At 70.2% G+C, this 19,857-nt stretch carries 13 protein-coding genes; 6 read left to right on the top strand and 7 right to left on the bottom strand.

The annotated features are described in order from the left end of the window. Positions 1–90 precede the first annotated feature (90 nt). Positions 91–1,572 (top strand): IMP dehydrogenase, encoded by a 1,482-nt coding sequence (guaB, locus tag QSK17_RS01720; RefSeq protein WP_285702554.1) that lies wholly within the window; start codon positions 91–93, stop codon positions 1,570–1,572. A gap of 94 nt (positions 1,573–1,666) precedes the next feature. Then, positions 1,667–2,785, top strand: coding sequence for a GuaB3 family IMP dehydrogenase-related protein (locus QSK17_RS01715; RefSeq protein WP_285702553.1), 1,119 nt, complete (start codon positions 1,667–1,669; stop codon positions 2,783–2,785). 85 nt (positions 2,786–2,870) lie between these two features. Here QSK17_RS01715 and nagA read toward each other — a convergent pair whose 3' ends face one another. Together nagA and QSK17_RS01705 are read right to left on the bottom strand one after the other, a co-directional pair. Then, a complete protein-coding gene (gene nagA / locus QSK17_RS01710) occupies positions 2,871–4,013 on the bottom strand; it encodes an N-acetylglucosamine-6-phosphate deacetylase (RefSeq protein ID WP_285702552.1) in 1,143 nt (380 codons plus the stop codon). A gap of 85 nt (positions 4,014–4,098) precedes the next feature. Continuing rightward, positions 4,099–4,980 (bottom strand): SIS domain-containing protein, encoded by an 882-nt coding sequence (locus QSK17_RS01705; protein WP_285702551.1) that lies wholly within the window; start codon positions 4,978–4,980, stop codon positions 4,099–4,101. A 279-nt stretch (positions 4,981–5,259) separates the two neighbouring features. On the opposite strand from QSK17_RS01705, the gene QSK17_RS01700 reads away from it, so the two are divergent. Continuing rightward, complete coding sequence (locus QSK17_RS01700) at positions 5,260–7,011, top strand: glycerol-3-phosphate dehydrogenase/oxidase (protein WP_285702550.1); 1,752 nt, start codon at positions 5,260–5,262, stop codon at positions 7,009–7,011. 86 nt (positions 7,012–7,097) lie between these two features. Here the strand turns inward: QSK17_RS01700 and QSK17_RS01695 are convergent, their stop codons facing one another. From QSK17_RS01695 to QSK17_RS01685, 3 genes are all read right to left on the bottom strand, one after another. Then, positions 7,098–9,107, bottom strand: a complete 2,010-nt coding sequence (locus QSK17_RS01695) for a beta-propeller domain-containing protein (RefSeq protein ID WP_285702549.1) — start codon at positions 9,105–9,107, stop codon at positions 7,098–7,100. A gap of 58 nt (positions 9,108–9,165) precedes the next feature. Beyond that, a complete protein-coding gene (locus QSK17_RS01690) occupies positions 9,166–11,352 on the bottom strand; it encodes a serine/threonine protein kinase (protein WP_285702548.1) in 2,187 nt (728 codons plus the stop codon). A 306-nt stretch (positions 11,353–11,658) separates the two neighbouring features. Further along, positions 11,659–13,785: a serine/threonine protein kinase gene (locus QSK17_RS01685; protein ID WP_285702547.1), complete on the bottom strand. Its 2,127-nt coding sequence runs from the start codon at positions 13,783–13,785 to the stop codon at positions 11,659–11,661. Positions 13,786–14,070: 285 nt separating this feature from the next. Between QSK17_RS01685 and QSK17_RS01680 the strand changes: the two genes are divergently transcribed. Continuing rightward, positions 14,071–15,606: a succinic semialdehyde dehydrogenase gene (locus tag QSK17_RS01680; protein WP_285702546.1), complete on the top strand. Its 1,536-nt coding sequence runs from the start codon at positions 14,071–14,073 to the stop codon at positions 15,604–15,606. A gap of 16 nt (positions 15,607–15,622) precedes the next feature. Then, positions 15,623–17,317 (top strand): GMC oxidoreductase, encoded by a 1,695-nt coding sequence (locus QSK17_RS01675; protein WP_502889115.1) that lies wholly within the window; start codon positions 15,623–15,625, stop codon positions 17,315–17,317. 149 nt (positions 17,318–17,466) lie between these two features. Here the strand turns inward: QSK17_RS01675 and QSK17_RS01670 are convergent, their stop codons facing one another. After that, positions 17,467–17,961, bottom strand: a complete 495-nt coding sequence (locus QSK17_RS01670; RefSeq protein ID WP_285702545.1) for a hypothetical protein — start codon at positions 17,959–17,961, stop codon at positions 17,467–17,469. 207 nt (positions 17,962–18,168) lie between these two features. Then, positions 18,169–18,660: a MarR family winged helix-turn-helix transcriptional regulator gene (locus tag QSK17_RS01665; RefSeq protein ID WP_285702544.1), complete on the bottom strand. Its 492-nt coding sequence runs from the start codon at positions 18,658–18,660 to the stop codon at positions 18,169–18,171. A 106-nt stretch (positions 18,661–18,766) separates the two neighbouring features. On the opposite strand from QSK17_RS01665, the gene QSK17_RS01660 reads away from it, so the two are divergent. Next, positions 18,767–19,825, top strand: a complete 1,059-nt coding sequence (locus QSK17_RS01660; RefSeq protein WP_285702543.1) for an alkene reductase — start codon at positions 18,767–18,769, stop codon at positions 19,823–19,825. Positions 19,826–19,857 lie beyond the last annotated feature (32 nt).

Here is a 19,857-nt window from a genome sequence, read left to right as displayed (position 1 = left end):
TGATGCCTTGACAAGGAGGTTTGAGCCGGGCCACTACACTTGCTCCGGGGGCTGGCGAAGGGCTCCGCCGAGGCGAAGGAGGGGTCACGGATGGCCAAATTCACCGCACAGGGATTCACGTTCGACGACGTGCTGCTGGTTCCGGCCTATTCGGATCTACAGCCCGGCGAGGCCGACACCACGACCCGCCTCTCGCGCAACGTGGTCCTGCGCATCCCGCTGGTCTCGGCCGCGATGGACACGGTGACCGAGGCGCGCATGGCGGTGGCGATGGCCCGCCAGGGTGGCATCGGCATCCTGCACCGCAACCTGTCCATCGAGGAGCAGGCGACCCAGGTCGATCTGGTGAAGCGCTCCGAAGCGGGCATGGTCACCGACCCCGTGACCTGCTCTCCGGATGACACCCTCGCCGACGTCGAACGGCTCTGCGCCACCTATCGCATCTCCGGCGTGCCGGTCACCGACTCCAGAGGCGTCCTCGTGGGCATCGTGACGAACCGCGACATGCGCTTCGAGGCCGACGAGAACCGGCCGGTCCGGGAAGTGATGACGCGGATGCCGCTGGTCACGGCGCCCGTCGGGGTCTCCCGCGAAGAGGCGTTCCGGCTGCTCCGTAAGAACAAGGTCGAGAAGCTGCCGCTGGTCGACGAGGCCGGTCGCCTCCAGGGCCTCATGACCGTCAAGGACTTCACCAAGAGCGAGCAGTACCCACTGGCCACGAAGGACCCGCGCGGCCGGCTCATGGTCGGCGCCGCGGTCGGTGTCGGCGACGAGGCCGAACGGCGCGCCAAGGCACTGGTCGAGGCGGGCGTCGATGTGATCACCGTGGATGTCGCCCACGGCCACTCCAAGGGCCTGGCCGACATGATCGCGAAGATGAAGGCCAACAGCACCGTCGATGTCATAGGCGGCAACATCGCCACACGGGCCGGCGCCCAGACGCTGATCGACGCGGGCGCCGACGCCGTGAAGGTCGGTGTGGGCCCCGGCTCGATCTGCACCACCCGCGTGGTCGCGGGCGTGGGCGCGCCGCAGCTCACCGCCATCTACGAGGCGTCGCTCGCCTGCGCCCCCGCCGGCATCCCGGTCATCGGCGACGGCGGCCTGCAGTACTCCGGGGACATCGCCAAGGCGCTGGCCGTCGGCGCGGACACGGTCATGCTGGGCTCGCTGCTCGCCGGATGCGAGGAGTCGCCCGGTGAGCTGATCTTCATCAACGGCAAGCAGTTCAAGTCGTACCGCGGGATGGGCTCGCTCGGCGCGGTGCGCAACCGTGAGCGCGGCGGCACGTCCTTCAGCAAGGACCGGTACGCCCAGGCCGACGTGAGCGGCGAGGACAAGTACATCCCCGAGGGCATCGAGGGGCAGGTCCCCTATCGCGGTCAGGTCGCCGCGGTCGCCCACCAGCTCGTCGGCGGGCTGCGCCAGGGCATGTGGTACACCGGCTCGCGCACGATCACCGAGATGCACGAGAAGGCGCAGCTCATGCCGATCACGGCGGCGGGTCTGAAGGAGAGCCACCCGCACGACATCCAGATGACCGTCGAGGCGCCCAACTACCACCGCCGATAAGTTCTGTCACGAACGGCGAGCCACTGCGACGCCGGTACGGCTGCCGCTCTTCGGCGGGAGCCGTACACGTATGGATGGGAAAGAGTAGGACGATATGACTCAGGTGGAGATCGGGCGCGGCAAGAGCGGGCGGCGCGCGTACTCGCTGGACGAGATCGGCATCGTGCCGTCCCGGCGCACCCGCGACCCCGAGGAGGTCTCGATCTCCTGGCAGATCGACGCCTACCGGTTCGACCTGCCCATGGTGGTCAGCCCCATGGACAGTGTCGTGTCCCCGCGGACGGCGATCCAGATCGGACGGCTGGGCGGCCTCGCCGTACTGGACCTCGAAGGCCTGTGGACGCGGTACGAGGACCCGACGCCGCTGCTGGAGGAGGTGGCGAGCCTCGACAGCGACGCCGCGACCCGGCGGCTGCAGGAGATCTACACGGCGCCGATCGACGACGAGCTGATCGGCCGGCGGATCGAGGAGATCCGCGCCGCGGGCGTCACCACGGCGGTACGGCTCTCGCCCCAGAAGACGGCGCGGCACCACAAGGCCGTGATCGACGCCGGTGTGGACATCTTCGTCATCCGCGGGACGACGGTCTCGGCCGAGCACGTGTCGGGCCGGGCCGAGCCGCTGAACCTCAAGCAGTTCATCTACGAGCTCGACGTCCCGGTGATCGTGGGCGGCTGCGCCACCTACACGGCCGCGCTGCACCTCATGCGGACCGGCGCCGCGGGCGTGCTGGTCGGTTTCGGCGGCGGCGCCTCGCACACCACGCGGAACGTGCTCGGCGTGGTCGTGCCGATGGCCACCGCGATCTCGGACGTGGCCGCGGCGCGCCGTGACTACATGGACGAGTCGGGCGGGCGCTACGTTCACGTGATCGCCGACGGCGGCATGGGCGGCTCCGGTGACATCGCCAAGGCCATCGCCTGCGGCGCCGACGCCGTCATGGTGGGCTCGCCGCTCGCCCGCGCGACGGAGGCACCGGGCCGGGGCTTCCACTGGGGCTCCGAGGCGCACCACCCCGAGTTGCCGCGCGGCAAGCGCGTCGAGTTCGGCACCATCGGCACGATGCAGGAGATCCTGCACGGGCCGTCGTCGCTCGCCGACGGTTCCATGAACCTCATGGGCGCGTTGCGGCGGACCATGGCGACCGCGGGCTACTCCGACCTCAAGGAGTTCCAGCGGGTGGAGGTCGTCGTCGCCCCGCCCCAGCGCTGACGCGCACACGCGTTGACGATCCGCGGGCCCCTCTGCCGAGGGGCCCGCGCCGTTTTCCGGGCCGACGCTCCAGGCGGGCCCCAGATCACGCTTCGGCCGGGCGGCGCACCCAGGTGCCGCGGCGCATGACGCCCTCGACCTCCAGGGTGTCGCCGAGGACCACCAGGTCGGCGTACTTCCCGACGGTGATCGAACCGATCTCGTGGTCGAGGCCGAGCACGCGTGCGGGGGTGAGTGACGCCATCCTGGCCACCTCGGCGGGGGCCACCCCGACCTGCTCGACCGTCCGCTTGAACGCGACGTCCATGGTGAGCGTGCTGCCCGCGATGGAGCCGCCGTCGGCGATGCGGGCCACACCGTTCGTCACGTCCACGGTCATCGGGCCGAGTGGGTAGCGCCCGTCGCCCATCCCGGCCGCCGCCATCGCGTCGGTGATCAGTGCCGTACGGCCGGCCCCGGCGACCCGCATGGCCAGCCCGAGCATCGCCGGATGGACGTGGACGCCGTCGTTGATCAGCTCCACCGTGACCCGGTCGTCCTGCAGCAGGGCGGCGATCGGGCCGGGGGTGCGATGGCCCAGCTGCGGCATCGCGTTGTAGAGGTGGGTCGCCACACTGCAGCCCGCCTCGATGCCCGCGATCGTCTGGTCGTAGTCGGCCTCGCTGTGCCCGAGGGCGGCGATCACGCCCTCGGCGGCGGCGTCCCTGATGACGTCGAGCGCGTTCGGCAACTCGGCGGCGATCGTCAGCATCCGGACGTGCCCCCGGCCCGCCTTCAGCAGGTGGCGGAACTCCTCGCGCGACGGCTCGCGCAGGAGTGCCGGGTCGTGCGCGCCGCACCTGCTCCTGGAGATGTACGGGCCTTCGAAGTGAATGCCCGCGAGGAGACCCTGCTCGCAGAGGTCGGCCAGGGCGGACGCGGCGCGCGCGAGCCGGTCCGGCGGGGCGGTGACGAGGCTGGCGACCATGGTGGTCGTCCCCTTGCCCAGGTGGAACGCCGCGACGTCGGCGGCGGTGCCGGGGTCGCCGTCGGGGAACGAGCCGCCGGCACCACCGTGGCTGTGGACATCGACGAAGCCGGGGACGACCAGGCGGCCGCCCAGGCTGTGGCCGTTCCCCGGCGCGGGGCCGTGCCCGATGTGGGTGATACGGCCGTCCTCGATGGTGAGCCAGCCGTGGTGCTCGCCGTCGAGGGTGACGACGCGGGCGTCGGAAAGAGTGATGCTCATGCCGCACTCCTCGCTCGCGGCGGCCGCGGTGATCGGTTCCCGGAGTCCTCGTTCATAGGTCCATCCTGCCGCGACCGGACGCGGGTCACGAGTCGAGGATCACCGAGCGGGTGAGGTGCATCGGCTCGTCCGGGTCGAGGCCGCGGGCCCTGGCCCTCTCGACCGCGACACGCTGGATCTTCACCAGTTCGGCCATGGCGTCCCTGCCGCTGGCCAGGAAGGTGCCGCCGGTGGTCGTGACCTGGTCCGCCAATCCCACGGGGACGTCCTGTCCCAGCATCCAGGTGATCCGGCCCGGGCCCGCGATGCTGATCGGGCCGTGGCGGTACTCCATCGCCGGGTAGCTCTCGGTCCAGGAGCGGGCGGCCTCGCGCATCTTCAGCGCGGCCTCGGTGGCCAGGCCGCAGGTCCAGCCCCGGCCCAGGAACGTGAACTGCTCGGCGTCGATCAGCTCGGCGGCCACCGGCTCGGCCACGGCCTCCTCCGCGTCGGCGATGGCCCGGGTGAGGTCCTCGCCGAGGTGGGCGCGGAGCAGGGCGAGCTGCGTGGTGGCGAACCGGGTCTGGACGACCGACCGCTCGTCGGCGAAGTCCAGCACGGTCACCTCCCCGGCCAGCGACATGACGGGTGTGCCGGGGTCCGCGGTGATGGCACTGGTCGCCGTCGTGGCGTCGCGGAGCAGGTCGAGCACCTCGGTGGTGGTCCCGGAGCGGGTCAGCGCGAGGATCCGGTCGTACCTCCGGCCGGAGGGCATCTCCGAGGCGGCGAAGGCGTCGGTCTCGCCGTGGCCGGCCCGCTCCCGCAGTACGGCGTACGCCTGGGCGACGAACCACGAGGTGCCGCACCCGACGACGGCCACCCGCTCGCCCTCGCGCGGCAGCGCTCCGCCGGCCTCGCGGGCGAGCTCCACCGCCCTGCGCCAGCAGGCCGGTTGCGATGCGATCTCCGCCTCGGTGTGAGTGGTCAAAATATGCTCCTCTTTGTGTTTTTCTGCATCATCTATAGCAGAAACGCGCACGATTGTGCATAGCCGCGAGGCATGTGAGGGGCGCCCCGAGCCCGCCGTGCCGTAGGCGCGGCGAATAAGCATGTGCCCGTCATGTCGGCGCCACGTGCCCGTCATGTCGGAGGCGTGAGAATGTGACCAGCGTCGCGGGGGCGGGGCTGCCGGCGGGCAGTGTCCCCGGACAAAACGGGGTAGGACACCCGTAACGTAAGGCGACAGCTGTACCTCAAAAGGAGCCCTATGACGGCGCGAACAGGCGCGGCACGCCTCGGCCCGGCCGAGCGCGCGGGCGCACTGGCCCAGATGGCGGCACAGGAACTCGACGTCGTCGTGGTCGGAGGCGGAGTGGTGGGCGCGGGCGTCGCGCTGGACGCCGCGACCCGCGGGCTGTCGGTGGGGCTGGTGGAGGCGCGGGACTTCGCCTCCGGTACCTCCTCGCGCTCGTCCAAGCTCATCCACGGCGGCCTGCGATATCTCGAACAGCTCAACTTCGACCTGGTCAGGGAGGCATTGCGTGAGCGGAGCCTGCTGCTCCAGCGGATCGCCCCGCACCTGGTCAGGCCGATCCCCTTCCTGTTCCCGCTGACCCACGCGGGCTGGGAACGTCCGTACATCGGGGCGGGCCTGGTGCTGTACGACACGCTCGGCCTCTCGTTCGGCATCACCCGCGGCGTGCCCGGCCACCGCCACCTGTCCCGGCGGCGGGCGCTGCGGATCGCGCCGTCGTTGCGCAGGTCGGCCTTCACCGGCGCGGTGCAGTACTGGGACGCCCAGGTGGACGACGCCCGCTATGTGATGACCCTGCTGCGTACGGCCGCGACCTACGGGGCGCACGTGGCCTCGCGCAGCCAGGTCGTCGGCTTCCTGCGCGAGGGGGAGCGCGTCACCGGGGTGCGGGTCCGCGACCTGGAGACCGGGGCTGAGTTCGACGTGCGCGCCCGGCAGGTGGTCAACGCCACCGGCGTGTGGACCGACGACATCCAGGAACTCGTCGGGGGACGCGGCCAGATCCACGTCAGGTCGTCCAAGGGCGTGCACCTCCTGGTGCCCCGGGACCGGATCCACTCGCTCACCGGGATCATCCTGCGCACCGAGAAGTCGGTGCTGTTCGTGATCCCGTGGGGCCGGCACTGGATCATCGGGACCACGGACACCGACTGGACGCTGGACAAGGCGCACCCGGCCGCCTCGCGCACGGACATCGACTACGTGCTCGACCACGTCAACGAGGTGCTGTCGGTCCCGCTGTCCCGGGACGACGTCGAGGGCGTCTACGCGGGACTGCGGCCGCTGCTGGCGGGGGAGTCCGAACAGACCTCGCAGCTGTCGCGCGAGCACGTCGTCACCCATCCGGTGCCCGGACTCGTCATGATCGCCGGGGGGAAGTTCACGACGTACCGCGTCATGGCGAGCGACGCGGTGGACGCCGTCGCCCACGGCCTGGACCAGCGGGTGCCGCCGTCCTGCACGGACCAGGTGCCGCTCGTCGGCGCCGAGGGCTACCAGGCGCTGTGGAACTCCCGGTACCGGCTGGCCCAGTCCTCCGGCCTGCACGTGGCGCGGATCGAGCACCTGCTCCAGCGGTACGGCTCGCTGATCGACGAGCTGCTGGTGCTCATCGAGGGCGACCCGTCGCTCGCCCGGCCGCTGGCCGGTGCGGACGACTACCTCCGCGCCGAGGTCGTCTACGCGGCCACCCACGAGGGCGCGCGACACCTCAACGATGTGCTGACCCGCCGTACGCGCATCTCGATCGAGACCTTCCACCGGGGCGTCGCGAGCGCCCAGGAGGCGGCCGAGCTCATGGCCGGCCCGCTCGGCTGGGACGCCGACCAGGTAAGGCGCGAGGTCGAGTACTACACCAAGCGGGTCGAGGCCGAGCGGGCCTCCCAGGAGCAGGACAACGACCGGGAGGCCGATGCCATCAGGCTCGGCGCTCCCGAGATCGTGCCGGTCGCCGTCCCGGAGGCCATCCGGCCTGAGCCGTGGTGACCGTCGTGACGACGACGACCGGGTCGTGACGCTCGTGACGCTCGTGACGCTCATGGCGGCCGGGATGGACGGGATGGCCGGTGTCCTCAGGTGAACGGGATCCAGGCACGGTCGGCGAGGGTGGCGGCGTCGTTCACCTTGAGACCGAGCTCGGACACCGTCCAGACCGCGTCACCGATGATGACGCAGCGGCGGATGCCGGGATCGGCCACCGTGGCGCCGTCCTTGCCCGCGATGCCCGGGTGCCTGATCGTGCCGGTCTTCGTGATCTCGCCGTCGCCGACCTTGAGAACGAGCGCGGAGCTGCCCTTCCTCCAGTCTGCGTTGTAGTTCTGCAGGGGCAGCATCGCCAGCCCGCTCTGCGGCCAGTAGAGGAACGCGTGGGGATCCCACTCGGCGTCGGAGCCGGAGTTCCGCTGGTGGAACCGGGAGAGCAGCCGCGGGTTCGCGGGGTCGGCGACGTCGAACAGCGAGATCTGGGTGCCGAGGACCCGGCCCTGCGCGCTCGCCTCCTGGCCGACGCCGAGCAGCCGCCCGTCGCCCGCCGGGTGCAGGTACGACGAGTACCCCGAGATTTTCAGCTCGCCGGTGACCTTGGGGGCCGCCGGGTCGCGCAGGTCGAGCGTGTAGAGCGGGTCCACCTGGCGGAAGGTGACGACGTAGCCGACGTCGCCGATGAAGCGGACGGAGTAGATGCGCTCGCTCTTCCCGAGGCCGGTCACCGCGCCGACCTGGGCCAGCGTGTCGGCCTTGAGTATGTAGACCCCGCTCGAACTCCTGTCCGCCGGACCGCCGAAGACCTCGGCGTTGGACGTGGTCGCCACCCGCAGGTGGCCCGCGTGCTCCGACAGCGAGTACTGGTTCAGCAGCCGTCCGGGCACGACCCCGGAGCTGACATAGCGCGGCATTCCCGTACCGGTGATGTCGAACCGGTGCATCTCGGTCTGCTCCGGCGGGCTCGTCGGCGTGGGTGAGGCGGTCGGCTCCTCGGCGGGTGAGGCGGTCGGGAGCGACGACGGGCTGACCGTCTCGGGCGTCGGCTCCGGCGGCGGGGCGATGTCGTCGAGCGGCATGGGACGGAACCACCAGTTGGGGTTGCTGGTCACGTAGAGGCTGTCGCCCGTGCCGTACACCGTGTCGCCGTCGGCTGCCACGCTGATCGGCGGGACCGAGCTGAGCGTGCCGCCGAGGTCCACGGTGAAAACGGTCAGCATCGACGTGCCGGTGAACTCCTCCGGGTGGCTGACCTGCTCGCACTTCACCCGGTCCGTACGGCTCTCGCCCCCCGAGGTGATCTCGAACCGCGGCAGCCAGGCGTCGATGGACGCGGTGCGCACGGCCTCGCGGTTGGCCTGGAGCATCTGCTGGGGGGTCGCGTCGGGCTTCTGCTGCGGGAATGCGATCTCCGGCTGGGACCTGACGACGATCCGTACGGTCGAGCCGACCTGGCGGGCGTCGATGTGCGAGCCGTGGGCGCTGAGCGTGCCGAGAAGCTTCGGCGGGCCGGACAGGTCGACGAGCATGTACCTCGGGCCGTCGGCCCCCGGCCTGATCTTGGCCATCGCGCCGAACGGGATGATCCCCCCACTCTGCACCAGCACCAGCGCGCGGTCGCCGGAGACCAGCAGGTCGGCCGGCGCCCAGGCGTCATCCTCCGGGAGGAGCCGGAGCGTCCCGGTGACCTCTCGGGTCGCGGCGTCGACCACCCGCAGCACGCCCCGGTTGACGGTGACCACGCGCTTGCCGTCGGTCTTGACCAGGTCGGGCTCATCGACCCCGGCCTCCTGCACGTTCGTGGTGGAGTGTGCCTGCTCCGGGGTGGCCTGATCGGCCTGCTCCACGGTGGCCTGCTTGCTCATCATGGCGTCCCTGGCCATGAACGCCATGACGTTGCCGAAGCCCCACTCGCTCACGTTCTTCAGGGTCGCCTGACGCAGCCCGGCCAGCATGTCGTCGCAACTCGTATAGGAGACCAGGCGGACCTTGCCGCTCAGGTCGACGGGGGTGGGGGCGGACGCCGCACGGCTCCCGGAACACGCCGTGGCCAGCAGCCCGGCGAGCGCGACGGCACCCGCCGTACGAATCGATGTCCTCATGCCCGTAGTACGGATCACCCTTCGCCGTGGTTCAGCGCTGCTCGCACCGGGCCGACGGTCAGCCTGTGCGCGCGTAGAAAGGACCGAGAACGTCCGACTGGGTGGTCTCCAGGAGGGTCCGCGCGGTGGTTCCGTCGAGGTCGACGACGATCACGCTCGCCTTGCCGGCCTGCGGGGTGGTCCAGCAGAACATGTGCGCCTGGTCCCACCAGCCGAGCACCTTGGAGCAGTCGGAGCCGAACCTGGTCGTCTCGGTCCCCGAGGTGGAGTCCCAGACGCACACCTTGCCGCGCGCGTCCGGGCAGTCCGTGACCATCGATTCGCCCGACGGCGAGAACAGCCCGGAGGACGTGTTGTACGGCGTGCCGACGCCGTCGAGGGTCCTGACGATCTGTCCGTCGAGGTCGTAGAAGCGGATCCCGGCGGTCTTGCCGCTCCGGAAGTACGTCGCGACCATGGTCTCGTCGCCGGTCTCGTCGCCGCTCCAGTAGAACCGGCCCTCCTTGATCGCCGGATCGTTGATCTGCTTCACCCGCGCCTTTCCCGTGGCGACGTCGATGACGATGAACCCCTTGGTGGTCCAGGTGCTGCCGCCCGGGTTCCTGATGCTGAGCAGCAGGCGGTCGCCCTCCCGGCTCCATTCGGCGTACTCGTAGGTCAGCGGGCGCCGCACGGTCTTGATCGTGCGGACCTTCCCGGTAGCCCTGGTGATGATGTCGACGCCGTGGAAGTCGTCCTCGGTGTAGTTCTTGTTCCGCCCGGCGACGAGCGTCCCGTCGGGGGAGATCGACTGCTGCCAGTACTTCGTGCTCTTGGTGAACGACCCGTTCGTGGAGGTTCTGGGGTAGTTGATCCAGGAGTTCTTGGCGGTGTCCTCGATCTCGTAGTAGGTCAGCGTTATCGGGTCGTTGGGGTGCTCGTAGATCGTGGCCCGTACGCCCGGCAGCTTCGTGCTGGTCAGCCCGGTGGTGGGCACGGCGGACGGCGTCGGGCTCGGCGACGGCGGCGGTGTGGGAGCCGGCGTGCTCGCGCTTCCCGTCGCCACGGGCGGGAGGGTCGTGTCGCTGGTCCGCACCACGAGCCACGTCGCCACGGCGACGACGGCCAGCGCCGCCACCACGGCGACCGCCGCGAGCCCCGCCCTGCCGCCGGACCGCGTACGGCCCTGCCCGCCGGGCGCCGTGGGGTACGACACCGCCGGGCGGGACGGCGAGGGATAGGGCGACGGCGGCGGTGGAGGGTAGGGCGAAGCGGCGTACGGCTGCGGGGCCTGGGGCGGCTGCGCGGGAACGCCGGGCGGTGTCATCGGCCCGCTCACGGCCGGTGGGGGAGTCGCTCCGCCTGGCATCGATCCGTCTGGGGCCGCCGGCACCGGTCCGGCGGGAGCGGTGGCCGCCGCGGCCTCGCTCAGGATGGCCGGGTTGCCGGGAGCGGAGTGCTGCAGCAGGCCGAGCAGCACCTGCTCGGCGGTCGGCCGGGCCCGCGCATCCTTGGCCAGGCACGCGGTCACCGTGTCGCGCAGTGGCGCCCCGAGGTTCCCCAGGTCGGGCGGCGCGTTGAGGATCCGGTTGATCACGGCGGGCATCGTGTCGTTGCCGAACGGCGCCCGCCCGGTGGCCGCGCTGACGATCGTGCAGCCCCACGCGAACAGGTCGGCGGGCGGCCCGGCGGGGTGGCCCATGATCTGCTCGGGCGACATGTACGACGGCGTGCCGACCGGCTCGGAGGTGAGCGTGTGCGAGGAGTCCACCGCCCGCGCGATGCCGAAGTCGATCACCCGCGGGCCGTCGGGACCCATGATGACGTTGGCCGGTTTCAGGTCGCGGTGGACGACCCCGGCCTGGTGGATGGCCGCGAGGGCGGTGGCCGTGCCCACCGCGAGGCGGTGCAGGGCGGGACCCGTGATGGGGCCGGAGGACTGCACGCGCTGCTGGAGGGAGGGGCCCTCGATGTACTCGCTGACGATGTACGGACGTTCCTGCTCGACGCCGGTGTCCATGACCTGGGCGGTGCAGAACGGCGCCACGCGCTTCGCGGAGATCGCCTCGCGCAGGAAGCGCTCCCGCATGGTCGGGTCACCCGCGAGGTCGGATCGGAGCCACTTGATCGCGACCTGCTCGCCGGAGGGTCCGGTGCCGAGGTAGACGACTCCCTGGCCGCCTTCCCCCAGCCGTCCGGTGAGGTCGTAGGAGCCCAGGCGGGCCGGATCGGCCGGCCCTAACGGGGCGACGTCGGGACCCGCCATCAGCCGGCGGGCTTCGGTGACGGCGCGAGATTCCCGTGAAGCTCGGCATTTCCTGGCATATATGGATTGTGGCGTCTGATCGGGACCGCCGGAACTCTCGTGTCCCGATGGTTGCCTACCGGCCAGTAGCCGTGAGGGCTCGGGCCCATCCTTCGGAGCGTCACCCCCGGAGCTTGAGTGTGTCGTCCGGTATGCCGCGTCGGCGGGAAGGGCCGTGGCGGTTCACGGGCACCAGGATCATGGTTGTGCCGCCGACGTCTCAGCCGGTGACGCCCTCCAGGTGGCAGGGGTAGGCGGACACTCGGCTCACGAGAACCGGAATCTCAGCGAGACCATCAGCTTTTCCGCCACCTCGTCGGTGGAGCGAAGAAATGTGCGCACCACGTCGCCGTTGAAATTGATGATCATGATCCCGCTCTGGTGGCCGCCACCCAGCTGCCAGCAGAGGATGTGCTCCTCGTCGTACCAGCCGAGAAACTGCGAGCAGTCCGGCTCGAACCGCAGCCTCTCCTTCCCCGTCTCGGTGTCCCAGACGCACCGCTTCTGCTTCTCGTCCACGCACATGGTGATGAACGACTTCCCCGAAGGTGCGAACCGGAACTGGGCGTCGTCCCACTGGTCGGCTATATCGGTGATGTCGCGGAGCACTTTCCCCTTCAGATCGAAGAACCGAATTCCCTTGGTCTTCCCGGTTCTGAAGAGCGCGACCACTCCCTTCTCCGTTCCGTCCCACCCGAACGTGCTGGTTTTGATCGTCGGATCGTCGACTTCGACGACCTTCACCGTGCGCTTGATCGCGTCGACGATGATGAATCCCGTGCTCAGGGGCTTTCCGGTGAAATCGGTGATGGTCAGCAGGGCGCGCCTGCCGTCCCGGGACCATTGGGGGTCGGTTCCATGTTTCGGAATACGTGTCGTCCTCATCTTGTGCACGGCGCCGGTCTTGAGATCGACGATGTCGATACTGCCGAAATCTCCCTCGTAGAAGGCCGGTACCCCCAGCGCGTGCTTTCCGTTGGGTGACACGTCGACGCGAAGGTATCCGGGCCATTTCTTGAAGCGGCCGGAGCGTGACTTCCTCGCGTAGGCGTATTCCGCGCCGACCTCCCAGTACGACGCGACCGTGACCGGGTCGTCGGGGTGCTCGCGCAGGGTGGCGGCGAACCCAGGGAGTTTCGTCTCCTTCAGACCTGTCGTGGGCACGGTGTGGGTGGGGATCGGGCTCGGCCCCTGCGTCGAGGGCGACGGTGAAGCCGAGGCGACCGCCTTGGTGGTACCGGTGTTCGCGTCCGGGCGCTCACCGGAGACGAGCATGAACACGCTCGCACCGATGGTCAGGGCGGCGACGGAGACCGCGGAAGCAGTCTTGACGTAGGGCCGGCGTGCCCGGGTTCCGGACTCGGCAGACCGTCCGGCTTCCGGCGCGCGGGGCGGGCCGGTGTCAGGAGGTGAGATCAGGTGGCTCGGCGGCACCAGGTCGGGGGGTGGCCACAGGAGAGTGGGGGACGGCGGTGCCGGAGACTCCCGCAGCGGCGACACGTCGGCCGCTTTGTCCTCCACCTCGCCCGGAGGCTGTGGCGCCTCGCCCTCCTGGCCCGGGCCGGGCAGGGTCGCCGGTTCGAAGGCCGGCCGCTCCAGCAGCGCGTCGATGACCTCCTGTGCCGTCGGCCGGGTGGCCGGATCCTTGGAAAGGCACGACGTCACCAGGTCACGTAGCACGCCCTCGATGTCCCCCACTTCGGGCGAGGCGTTCAGGATCCGGTTGATCATGACGGGCAGGGAGTCGTTGCCGAACGGAGAGTCGCCCGTCGCCGCGAAGACCATCGTGCCCGCCCACGAGAACATGTCGGCCTCCGGCCCGATGTCCCGGGTGAGGAACTGCTCCGGCGCCATATAGGCCGGGGTCCCGATGGGCGCCGAGGTCAGGGACATGGTGGCGTCCAGAGTTCGGGAGATGCCGAAGTCGATGAGTCTGGGGCCGTCGGAACCCATCAGCACGTTCGGCGGCTTCAGATCGCGGTGGACGATTCCGGCTTTGTGAATGGCCGCGAGGGCGGTGGCGGTACCGACGGCGAGGCGATGGAGCGGGTTTCCCCGGATCGGGCCGGAAGTGACGACGGCCTGCTGGAGTGAGGGGCCGTCGATGTACTCGCTCACGATGTACGGCCGGCTCAATTCCGCGCCGGTATCGAGAATCTGAGCTGTACAGAAAGTCGCCACCCGCTTGGCCGCCGCGACCTCCCGGAGGAAACGCGAGGGGGTGAGCGTGGCTCCGGTGAGGTCCGGGTGGATCCATTTGACGGCGACCGGTTCGCCGGAGCGGCCGGTGGCAAGGTAGACGACGCCCTGCCCACCGACCCCCAGACGGCCTTTGAGCCTGTACCGTCCGATTCGCTTCGGATCCCCCGGCTGCAATGGTGCAATTTCCGGCATCCGCAAATTCTTACTTATTGCTGCACCGTGAACCAGTGTGTGAGGTCGCGTTATATCAGCCATGCCCAGATTGAGTTTCGGTCTGACCGGATATAAGTACTCGCGCGAAGGGCGAGGCTCGTTCCGCCGGACGGCCATCTCGGCGGAGGGGGCGGCTCCGCGCGCACATCCTGTCCTGGCTCGCGACGGTTCTCACGTGCCGACGGCATGGTGTGAAGGTGTCGCGCCTCGATGGTTGCCTACCGGCCAGTAGCCGTGAGGCGGGCTCGTGAATATCCTTCGGGCATGGATCCCCTGATGCTTGAGCGCATAGTCCGGCACGTCACCTCGGAAGGGAAGACCGTGACGGTCCCCGCGCCGTTCACCGGTGAGACCCTCGTCGAGCTCCCCATCTCGACCGCCGAGGACGTCCGCAGGGCGTACGCCACGGCCAGGGCGGCCCAGGACGCGTGGGCGGCGAAGCCCGTCACGGAACGGGTCGCCCCCTTCCTCCGGCTGCACGACGCCATCCTCAACCGCCGAGAGGAGATCCTCGACGTGGTCCAGATGGAGACGGGCAAGGCCAGGCGGCACGCGTTCGAGGAGGTCCTCGACGTGGCCGGGTGCGCGCTCCACTACGTACGGCAGGCGCCGAAGCTGCTCGCCCCCAAGCGGCGCAAGGGGATCTTCCCGATCGCCACCCAGGCGGTCGAGCTGCGGCACCCGAAGGGCACGGTCGCGCTGATCAGCCCCTGGAACTACCCGCTCTCCATGGGGGTCACCGACGCGGTCCCGGCGCTGATCGCGGGCAACGCCGTGGTGCACAAGCCCGACACCCAGACCGCGCTCTCGACGCTGTGGACGATCGACCTCCTCGTGGAGCTCGGGATGCCCCGGGAGATCTGGCAGGTCGTCACGGGCGACCCCGCGGAGATCGGCGACCCCCTGATCGACGGCGCCGACTACGTCGCCTTCACCGGATCGACCCGCAGCGGCCGGAAGATCGCCGAGGAGGCCGCCAAGCGGCTCATCGGCTGCTCCCTCGAACTCGGCGGCAAGAACCCGATGATCGTGCTGGAGGACGCCGACCTCGATCGGGCCGCGCACGGCGCGCTCCGGGCCTGCTTCACCAACGCCGGGCAGCTCTGCATCTCGATCGAGCGGCTCTACGTGCACGACTCGATCTACGACGCGTTCACCGACCGGTTCGTCCGGGCGACCAGGAACATGAAGATCGGCTCCGGCCTCGAGTGGTCGGTCCAGATGGGCTCGCTCACCTTCCAGCGCCAGCTCGACGCCGTGACGGCGCACGTCGCCGACGCCGTCGAGAAGGGCGCGTCGGTGCTCACGGGCGGCAAGGCGCGGCCCGACATCGGACCGCTGTTCTACGAGCCGACCGTCCTCTCGGGCGTCACCGACGAGATGGACCTGTGCAGGAACGAGACGTTCGGCCCGGTCGTGGCGCTCTACCGATTCCACACCGAGGACGAGGTCGTGGCCAAGGCCAACGACACGGTGTTCGGCCTCAACGCCTCCGTCTGGACGCGTGACCTCGCCCGGGGCCGCGCCCTCGCCTCCCGGATCAAGGCGGGCACGGTCAACATCAACGAGGGGTACGCCGCCACGTTCGCCTCCTACGACGCCCCGATGGGTGGCATGAAGTCATCGGGCCTCGGCCGCAGGCACGGGGCCGAGGGCCTGCTGAGATACACCGAGGTGCAGACCGTCGCCAGCCAGGCATCCTGGCTCGGGTTCGACCCCGTGTTCGGCATGGCGTACGACAAGTACGCCGACACCCTGGCCGGGCTGTTGAAGACGATGCGCAAGCTCCACCTGAAGTGACGGAGGGCCCACGCTCATGCGGTCGGGAGGGAACGGGGAACTGATGGACTACGACGTCGTCGTCATCGGCTCAGGGTTCGGCGGCAGCGTCTCCGCGCTCCGGCTGACCGAGAAGGGATACGCGGTCGCGGTCCTGGAGGCGGGCCGCCGGTTCGACGAGAGCACGCTGCCGAAGACCTCGTGGCGGGCGCGGGACTTCCTGTGGGCGCCCGCCCTCGGCCTGAAGGGCATCCAGCGCATCCACGTGCTCGGCGGAAAGAACGGCGTGATGGTCCTCGCCGGGGCCGGCGTGGGCGGGGGCTCGCTCGTCTACGCGAACACGCTGTACGAGCCGCTCGGCCCGTTCTTCCAGGACCCGCAGTGGAGTCACATCACCGACTGGAAGGCCGAGCTCGCGCCGTACTACGACCAGGCCGGGCGGATGCTCGGCGTGGTGCGGAACCCGACCGTCACCCCGGCCGACGAGGTGATGCGGACCGTGGCCGGGCGGATGGGCGTCGGCGACACCTTCCGTCTCGCCCCGGTGGGGGTGTTCTTCGGCACGCCCGGCGTGGAGGTGGACGATCCGTACTTCGGCGGCGCCGGGCCGCGCCGCAGCGGCTGCACGGAGTGCGGCGAGTGCATGACCGGCTGCCGCCACGGCGCCAAGAACATGCTGATCAAGAACTATCTCTACCTGGCCGAGAAGGCGGGCGCGGAGGTCCACGCCGAGACCACGGTCACCGACGTCCGTCCGGTGGCGGGCGGCTACGCGGTCTCCGTCAAGCGGGCCGGCTCGCTGGGCGGGCGGCGCACGCTCACGGCGCGCCAGGTCGTCTTCGCCGCCGGGACGTACGGCACGCAGCGGCTGCTGCACCGGCTCAGGAAGGGCCCGCTGCCCCGGATCTCACCCCGGCTGGGCATGCTGACCAGGACGAACTCCGAGGCGCTGCTCGGCTTCGAACGGCTGTCCGTCAAGGGCGACAAGCTCAATCACGGAGTGGCGATCACGTCCTCGTTCCACCCCGACCCGCACACGCACATCGAGCCGGTCCGGTACGGCGACGGCTCGAACGCGATGGCCCTGCTGCGCACGCTCCTGATCGACGGCGGCGGAGCGCCCCGCTGGCTGAGGTTCCTCGGCCAGGTGCTGCGCCGGCCGTACCTCGTGCCGCGCCTGGTCAACAGCCGCAGGTGGTCGGAGCGGGCGGTCATCGCCCTGGTGATGCAGGCGAAGGACAACTCGATCACGCTCTCGATGAGGCGGAACAGGCTGCGCGCCGGGCCCGGCCACGGCGAGCCGAACCCGACGTGGATCCCGGCCGGGCACGAGGCGGCCCGGATCGCGGCCGAGGAGATCGGCGGCATGCCCGGAGGGTCCTGGTTGGACCTGTTCGACATCCCCGCGACCGCGCACTTCCTCGGCGGCTGCGCGATCGGGGACTCGCCGGAGACCGGCGTGATCGACCCCTATCACCGGCTCTACGGATACGAGGGCCTGCATGTGGTGGACGGGTCGACGATCTCCGCCAATCCGGGCGTCAACCCCTCGCTCACGATCACAGCCCAGGCCGAGCGGGCCATGGCGTTCTGGCCCAACAAGGGCGACGCCGACCAGCGTCCCGCGCTGGGGGCGGGCTACGCGCGGATCGCGCCCGTCGCGCCGCGCGGGCCGGTCGTCCCCGTCGCCGCCCCGGGAGCGCTGCGCCTGCCCATCGTGGACATCACCTAAGCCGAGCGGCAAGCCGGCTCGGTCGTGCTGCGCCTCCTGGGTCAACTCAACCCCAGCACTCACGCGACGGCGCGCCAGTGCCAGCTTTCACGAACATGCCGGATGGTGGCTCGCGGAACTTCCTCCGTGGATGGACGGAGCGAGGATGCTCAGGAGTGGGCGAGGACAGCCGTGGGGCGGGTACGGCGCTGGTAGGAGCGGGTGCAGAGGGCGAGTGAGAGGCCGAGGCCGGCGAAGGCGAGTCCGCCCACGTAGCCGACCCAAGGAGACCAGCCTTCGGCATCGCCGACCGTGAAGCCGACGGCCGAGGCGATCAAGGTGGCGAAACCGTAGGGCGTGAGGAACAGCGCGCCCGCCCAGCCCGGGACGAGCAGCGCCCAGCGCGGCAGCCGCTCGCCCCAGGGCCGGGCCAGCGCCGTCAGCAGCAGCACCCCGCCGAGGGCGCCGAGCACGGTGAAGTCGATCCCGTGCTGCTCCATCCACACCAGCGCCTCGGGCGCGCCATTGGCGCGCATCCCGTCGCCGAGATCACCGGCTGGCCGGCCGGCGTTCCCGCCGAACGCCCAGTAGGTCTTCATCAGGATGTAGGGAGCCAGTGCAGCGATCCCGAACCACACGGCCTTGGGGGACTCCATCGAGGTCATGTTGCTGAGCCTGACGCGGCCCCGGGCCCGGAACCTCCCCCAGGGGCGCCAAACCGGCTCCCCCGTGTGGGGGATCAACAACGGCCGGGCGGACTGGGGCATGCCCTTTGGGGCATTTGACGGGGCGGTCCGCAGCCTCGCGCCCGCCACATGATCTGAACTCAAAACAGGCCGTTCTCCCCGTGACGCCGCTCCGCGACTCCGGGGTCACTGGACGCAGGAGCCGAGCTCGCCGCAAAGGTTGTCCCGGACCACGTCGAGCAGCGAGCACAGCGTCGCGACCTGCTCCGGCGTCAGCCCCTGGACCATGCGCCGGTGGACCTCCGCCATGACGCGGTAGACGTCGGGCCGCAGGGCGTCGCCCTTCGGCGTCGTGCTCACTATGCTGATGCGCCGGTTGGAGGGGCACGGCATTCGGCTCACGAACCCGCTCCGTTCCAGACGCTGCAGGCTTCTCGTCATCGTGGAGACGTCGATGCCGAGCAGTGTGGCCAGCTTGTTCTGCGACTGCGGGCCGTGTTCCCAGAGGGCGATCAGCGCCCGATCCTGGCCGGGGTAGAGATCGATCTCGGCCAGGAGGCCGGCGAGCAGGACCCGATGGCCCAGCGCCGCCTTGGCCATCCGGCAGCTCAGCCCGTCGAGATCCTCGTCGTGTGACTCAGACCACGTGGTCGCGTCGTCAATCACCGGCTCCGCCATGTCGGCCTCCTCTGGTGATCAGCCTACATCTTGCATATTGGTCGGCCAAGATGTAGAAGTATTTCTTGGTTGCACAAGTTGGTCAGCCAAGAAAGGAATGCCGCCCATGCTGTTCTCGTCGTACGAACTCGCCGGCCTGCCGCTGCCGAACCGTCTCGCCATGGCGCCCATGACGCGCTCACGCTCCGACGTGGACGGGATCCCCTCCTCCCTGAACGCGCTCTACTACGCCCAGCGCGCCTCGGCTGGGCTGATCATCACCGAGGGTGTCCAGCCGAGCCAGGCCGGCAAGGGGTACGTGAACACCCCTGGACTGCACACCGACGAACAGGTGGCCGGATGGCGCGAGGTGACCGGCGCCGTCCACGCGGCGGGCGGCCGGATCTTCGCCCAGCTCATGCACGCCGGCCGGGTCGGCCACCCCGACAACACCGGCGCGCTGCCCGTCGCCCCCTCCGCCGTACGGCCCGCCGGGCAGATCTTCACGCCCAACGGCATGCAGGACTATCCGCTCCCCGTGGAGCTGTCCACCGCCGAGGTGGAGGCGACCGTCCAGGACTTCGCGGACGCCGCGCGCAGGGCCGTGGACGCCGGGTTCGACGGGGTCGAGCTGCACGGTGCCAACGGCTATCTCATCCACCAGTTCCTGTCCCAGAACGCCAACCTGCGCGACGACCGTTTCGGCAAGTCCGTGGACGGCCGGATCCGGCTCGCCGTGGAGACCGCCCAGGCGGCCGTGGAGGCGATCGGCGCGTCCCGGGTCGGCATCCGGCTCTCGCCCGCCAACGGTGCCCAGGACCTGGTCGAGGAGGACGCGAACGAGGTGTACCCGGCGCTGGTCTCCGCGCTCGCCGAGCTGGATCTGGCCTACCTGCACGTGATGGCGACCGGCGGCGACGACCTCACCCGGCGGATCCGCGAGCTGTGGCCGAACACCCTCATCGTCAACGACCCGGGGGCCGGTGACCCCGCCGCCACCGCCGCCCGCTGGCTGGAGTGGGGCGCCGACCTGGTCGCGATCGGCTCGGCGTTCCTGGCCAACCCCGACCTCCCGCTCCGCCTCCGGCTCGGCGCACCGCTCAACGAGCCCGACTTCACCACGGCCTTCGGCGGCGACCACCGGGGTTACACCGACTACCCGGCCCTGGCCGTACACCCCGCGTAGAACGCTGGACACCCGTATCCAGCAGGGACGAT

It is taken from the genome of Microtetraspora sp. NBRC 16547, from assembly GCF_030268965.1.
Classification (GTDB): Bacteria; Actinomycetota; Actinomycetes; order Streptosporangiales; family Streptosporangiaceae; genus Microtetraspora.
The sequence above is the reverse complement of the archived record's forward strand: the minus strand, read 5'-3'. Positions and strand labels throughout refer to the sequence as shown.

Excerpts from the sequence above, each read along its gene's own strand:
- guaB (WP_285702554.1), top strand. The coding sequence starts at position 91 with ATGGCCAAATTCACCGCACAGGGATTCACGTTCGACGACGTGCTGCTG.
- QSK17_RS01715 (WP_285702553.1), top strand. The coding sequence starts at position 1,667 with ATGACTCAGGTGGAGATCGGGCGCGGCAAGAGCGGGCGGCGCGCGTAC.
- nagA (WP_285702552.1), bottom strand. The coding sequence starts at position 4,013 with ATGAGCATCACTCTTTCCGACGCCCGCGTCGTCACCCTCGACGGCGAG.
- QSK17_RS01700 (WP_285702550.1), top strand. The coding sequence starts at position 5,260 with ATGACGGCGCGAACAGGCGCGGCACGCCTCGGCCCGGCCGAGCGCGCG.
- QSK17_RS01695 (WP_285702549.1), bottom strand. The coding sequence starts at position 9,107 with ATGAGGACATCGATTCGTACGGCGGGTGCCGTCGCGCTCGCCGGGCTG.
- QSK17_RS01690 (WP_285702548.1), bottom strand. The coding sequence starts at position 11,352 with ATGGCGGGTCCCGACGTCGCCCCGTTAGGGCCGGCCGATCCGGCCCGC.
- QSK17_RS01685 (WP_285702547.1), bottom strand. The coding sequence starts at position 13,785 with ATGCCGGAAATTGCACCATTGCAGCCGGGGGATCCGAAGCGAATCGGA.
- QSK17_RS01680 (WP_285702546.1), top strand. The coding sequence starts at position 14,071 with ATGGATCCCCTGATGCTTGAGCGCATAGTCCGGCACGTCACCTCGGAA.
- QSK17_RS01675 (WP_502889115.1), top strand. The coding sequence starts at position 15,623 with ATGCGGTCGGGAGGGAACGGGGAACTGATGGACTACGACGTCGTCGTC.
- QSK17_RS01670 (WP_285702545.1), bottom strand. The coding sequence starts at position 17,961 with ATGACCTCGATGGAGTCCCCCAAGGCCGTGTGGTTCGGGATCGCTGCA.
- QSK17_RS01665 (WP_285702544.1), bottom strand. The coding sequence starts at position 18,660 with ATGGCGGAGCCGGTGATTGACGACGCGACCACGTGGTCTGAGTCACAC.
- QSK17_RS01660 (WP_285702543.1), top strand. The coding sequence starts at position 18,767 with ATGCTGTTCTCGTCGTACGAACTCGCCGGCCTGCCGCTGCCGAACCGT.